We start from the raw sequence: 4283 nt of genomic DNA, 5'->3' as shown, positions 1-4283 counted from the left end.
TCCTTTGTGAATGAGAAGTTTGGTCGCTAATCATTTTACACGAGCCTCAATGGCTTTTCTACTATTCACTTTTGCGAACAATATTGTACTCTATCAGTCTAAAGGGGAAAAGAATTGAATCGGCGGGCGAACGGGCTGCTTTTTTCCTTTGTCGCAGAGAAGTTATGTTGTATTGATAAAAATACAACATAACTTTTGTTATCGAAATACGAAAAATAAAATAACTTTTCAAAAACGGCCCGTTAGGGAGAAGAATCTGAAAAATGTCGGTTCAAAGTGTTTGAATCTTGATATAATTAGCCCCGGCGCATGAATATCGTGAATAAATATACGGTATCGGTGTCTTTGAACCTGGTCTTTACCGAGGGGGCATGCCGGGACATATGTTATGGATCAGAGAGATGTCGGAACTGCTGGTCCGGATGCAATAACGACGTGTTTCGGTGTTTCCCGTCGGAGTTATAGGAGCTTTTGTTGAAAAGGAGAAAATAGTAGATGGAAAGCAAAGAAAAGAAGTTAGGGCTGGGCGCCCTGATCCTGATGATTTTTACATCAGTCTATGGCTTCAACAACATTCCGAGGTCGTTCTATCTGATGGGATACGCAGCCATTCCATGGTTCATTCTCGCCGGCATTACGTTCTTCGTGCCGTATGCGTTCATGGTTGCAGAGTACGGTTCTGCATTCAAGAATGAGACCGGAGGAATCTATTCCTGGATGGAGAAGTCCGTCGGTCCGAAGTACGCTTTCGTTGCCACTTTCATGTGGTACACGTCCTATGTACTCTGGATGGTGAATATCTGTTCCGGCATCTGGGTTCCGGTTTCCAATGCGCTCTTCGGAAGTGACACTTCCGCCACCTGGAAACTGTTCGGCATGGATTTCCTGTCCGGCCCTCGTCTTCTGGGTGTCTTCGGAATTATCTTTATGATTTTCATTACCTTCATCGGGAGCAAAGGTCTGAATAGCATTCAGAAGGTTACGAACGTAGGCGGCATCGCCGTTATTGTTATCAATATTGTCGTTCTGGTCGGCGGCATCGTGATGGTCATTATGAATCACGGCCATTTCGCCCAGCCGTTTGAAGGAATGCATTCTCTGAGCACTTCCCTGAATGCGGATTATGTGGGTAATCCGGTTATGATCCTGTCCTTCATCGTTTATGCGCTGTTTGCTTACGGCGGACTGGAAGCCGTCGGCGGACTGGTTGACAAGACCGAGAATCCGAAGAAGACATTCCCGAAGGGCGTTCTGATTGCCGCAATCGTGGTGGTTGTCGGCTACTCTGTTCTGATTCTGCTCGTCGGTTCCTTCACGAATTACAAGGAAGTCATGGGAACAGACGGCGTGCATCTGGGCAACGTATCGTACGTCATCATGGGGAACTTCGGAAGAATGTTCGGTGAAACAATCGGCGTATCTTCTGCGACAGCGATCGCCATGGGACATAACTTTGCCAGAATCTACGGTCTGATCATGCTGCTTTCCCTGCTGGGAGCGTTCTTCACACTGAGCTATTCTCCGCTGAAGCAGATCATTGACGGAACACCGGAAGAACTGTGGCCGGGAAAGATGGGAATTACCAGAGAATCCGACGGTATGCCGGTGAATGCCATGAAAGTGCAGTGCATTATCGTCTGCGTTATGATTTTCGGTGTATCCTTCGGCGGGAACGCCATGGCAAAATTCTTTGTCATCCTGACAGACATGGTAAACGTGGGAATGACGATTCCGTACATCTTCATTGCGGCAGCGTTCCCGGCGTTCAAGAAGCTTGCGGATCTGGATCGTCCGTTTGTGATGTTCAAGTCCAATGGTTCGACCAAGTTCTTCACATTCCTGGTTTCTGCCATGCTGATCTTCGCCAATGTGTTCGCAATTATTCAGCCGGCCATGGGCGGCGACATCATGACCACAGTCTGGACATTTGCCGGACCGGTGATCTTCTCCCTCGCTGCTCTGCTGATGTACCATCGGTATGAAGTGAAGATGAGAAGTCGTGTGAACCCGGTAGGAGAAAAGGACAAGATCTCTTAGTGCAGCGAGGTGCCCCAACACAGCGAGAGGGGGCTTGCGTGATTGTTCGTCTGCATGATATTTTAGAGAAAACTGCGGCAGAGGCTGACCGACACAGTCTGTGCCGCAGCATAATGTATAGACAGAATCACAGGAATGAGATAGATACGAAGGAGGATTTCGAAATCATGGAACGTAAATATACGTGGGAAAAATATGATGAGAGTGATCTGAAGAAGATGAATGCATTCAATGAGGAGTACAAGGCATTCCTCAGCGCATGCAAGACAGAGCGGGAATGTAATGATTACGCCATCGAGGAGATGCGCCAGGCGGGGTACCGGGACCTGGAGGAAGTCATCCGCACCGGCGGTCAGCTGAAGGCGGGAGACCGGGTGTACAGAAGCAACCGGGGAAAGGGTCTGGTGATGTTCCAGATCGGAACGGATCCGCTGGAGAACGGCGCCAACATTCTCGGCGCACACATCGATTCGCCGAGACTGGACCTGAAGCAGAATCCGGTGTATGAGGACGGCGGCTTCTGTCTGCTGAACACCCATTACTACGGCGGAATCAAGAAGTATCAGTGGGTCAACCGGCCCCTGGCACTGCACGGCGTGGTGGCGAAGAAAGACGGAAGTAAGGTGATGATCAACATCGGCGAGAAGGAAGACGACCCGGTGTTCGGCGTCATGGACCTGCTGATCCACCTGGCTGCGAAGCAGATGGAGAAGAAAGCCGGCTCCGTCGTAGAAGGCGAAAACCTGGATGTGCTGGTGGGCAGCGAGCCGCTCCGGGACAAAGAAAAGGATGAACCGTCCGTGAAAGACCGCTTCCTGAAACTCCTTCAGGAAAACTACGGAATCGAGGAAGAGGATTTCCTGTCGGCAGAAGTGGAAGTGGTTCCTGCCGGGAAGGCCAGAGACCTGGGTCTGGACCGCAGCATGATCCTCAGCTATGGCCACGACGACCGTGTCTGCGCATTCCCGTCATACCGTGCCATGCTGCAGCTGCCGGAATCCGTGGAGCGCACCTGCATCTGCCTGCTGGTGGACAAAGAAGAAATCGGCAGCATGGGTGCAACCGGAATGCAGTCCCGCTTCTTCGAGGAAACGGTGGGCGAAGTGCTGGAGGCTCTGGGCATCAACCATATGACAGCTGTGGGCCGGACACTGCGGAATTCCACCATGCTGTCCTCCGACGTGAGTGCGGGATTCGATCCGCTCTTCCCGGAAGTGATGGACAAAGATAACTGTGCTTATCTCGGAAAAGGCCTGGTGCTGAACAAGTACACCGGCGTGAAGGGAAAGACCGGATCGAATGATGCCAACGCCGAGTACATCGGAAAAGTGCGCCGGGTATTCGATGATAATAATGTATATTTCCAGACAGCGGAGCTGGGAAAAGTGGATGAGGGCGGCGGCGGCACCATCGCCTACATCATGGCCAACTACGGCATGGATGTCATCGACAGCGGCGTTGCTGTTCTGGGCATGCATGCACCGAATGAGGTGGTCAGCAAAGCCGATGTCTACGAGGCACTCCGTGGATACATCGCATTCCTGAAGGATATGCGGTAACATCGAGAAAATCAGATTTTCACTCCAGCGTTCGTGCGCTGGAGTTTTTTTATTTCGCGGGGTCGGCAAGTTGTGGGACGGAGCAGGGAGTTTCAGATTGGATGGGGGGGATGTGGCAGATTAGCGAGGGGTGTGGCAGGGTGATTGGCAGGGGTGTATACAAATCGTGATTATAATATGTTATACATGGTCACAATCGGGGGTGTATACGAATCATGATTGTATTTGGTGTATGGTGCGGAATTGCCTGTTTTCCCCGATTTCGCACCATTTGGATATTGTATACACGCAAACTGTTTGAACCGCATATGCGGCCACCTTGTGAACGATACTATCCTCCCGTACGGAGAAATGGATGGCATCAATGAATATGATCGGATATACCGCGGAAAGCGGCCGGTTCTGCCATTCTTCGATCTGTGGGAGGATCTTGTCTGTAACATCGGGAATGAAGCCCTCCGACGCCTCGAACCCATAGATATCCTGCATCGTTTCCGAGATCTGCTTCGTTGTCATCCCTTTCGCGTACATGGAGATAATTTTCTGATCGATGTCAGAGATGTCTTTCTGCCGCTTCTTCACGATTTTCGGTTCGAAGGAAGAATTTCGGTCCTGCGGCACATCGATATCCATACTTCCATAGCTGGAATTGACTCGTTTGCTTTTGTAGCCGTTCCTGTAGTTACG

The 4283-nt window shown here is 50.6% G+C and carries 2 protein-coding genes and 1 pseudogene; 2 read left to right on the top strand and 1 reads right to left on the bottom strand.

Going from position 1 to position 4283, the window contains the following annotated elements; translation table 11 throughout:
- Positions 1-495: 495 nt before the first annotated feature.
- A complete protein-coding gene (gene yjeM, locus BLQ24_RS09805; RefSeq protein ID WP_090164743.1) occupies positions 496-2037 on the top strand; it encodes a glutamate/gamma-aminobutyrate family transporter YjeM in 1542 nt (513 codons plus the stop codon).
- A 167-nt stretch (positions 2038-2204) separates the two neighbouring features.
- Complete coding sequence (locus BLQ24_RS09800) at positions 2205-3596, top strand: aminopeptidase (RefSeq protein WP_090164742.1); 1392 nt, start codon at positions 2205-2207, stop codon at positions 3594-3596.
- A 291-nt stretch (positions 3597-3887) separates the two neighbouring features.
- Here BLQ24_RS09800 and BLQ24_RS09795 read toward each other — a convergent pair.
- Positions 3888-4283, bottom strand: a pseudogene (locus tag BLQ24_RS09795) (IS256 family transposase); the annotation flags it as partial.

The sequence above is a fragment of the Eubacterium pyruvativorans genome, from assembly GCF_900102225.1.
Classification (GTDB): domain Bacteria; phylum Bacillota; class Clostridia; order Peptostreptococcales; family Anaerovoracaceae; genus Aminicella; species Aminicella pyruvativorans.
This window is presented reverse-complemented; position numbering and strand designations above follow the sequence as displayed.

Bases quoted from the DNA above. Each gene is read 5' to 3' on its own strand.
- BLQ24_RS09800 (WP_090164742.1), top strand. From the start codon at position 2,205: ATGGAACGTAAATATACGTGGGAAAAATATGATGAGAGTGATCTGAAG.
- yjeM (WP_090164743.1), top strand. From the start codon at position 496: ATGGAAAGCAAAGAAAAGAAGTTAGGGCTGGGCGCCCTGATCCTGATG.